This is a genomic window from Vibrio sp. 10N.222.48.A3 (genome assembly GCF_041475345.1).
Classification (GTDB): Bacteria; Pseudomonadota; Gammaproteobacteria; order Enterobacterales; family Vibrionaceae; genus Vibrio; species Vibrio tasmaniensis_A.
Genome location: NZ_JBFRVX010001752.1, coordinates 1 through 339, shown reverse-complemented (window position 1 = coordinate 339; position 339 = coordinate 1). Strand labels below are relative to the sequence as shown.

The 339-nt window shown below is 34.5% G+C and carries 1 protein-coding gene; it reads left to right on the top strand.

Annotated features, from left to right (window positions below; all coding sequences use genetic code 11):
• Positions 1-40: 40 nt before the first annotated feature.
• A partial coding sequence (locus AB4653_RS28755; RefSeq protein ID WP_372106052.1) for a hypothetical protein occupies positions 41-339 on the top strand: 299 nt, incomplete at its 3' end.

Genomic DNA, 339 nt, shown 5'->3' with positions numbered 1-339 from the left:
GTGTTATTGCGGCGTTAGGCAAAAAAGGAATAATAACGTTATGAACATCAAATTTACCTATGGGCTAACTTTTTTTATCATCATTTCGGGCATATTGCTGTCATTTTTTAAAGCTTTTGATGACTATTTATGGTTAGCAAGAAGTGGTGCGCTAGTTGTTGTTGTCGGTATTTTATATGCCATGGCTGAATTTTATAATCGTGAATACCAGCTTAGGCTACTTCAATTTCATACATCTAACTTGAAGGAAATAACACTGCTTGAGAGTGAAGAACTTGATTCATCTAGAGTCGATGAATGGGTTGAAAACACTAAAGTAGTTGAAAATAAACTCCAAAG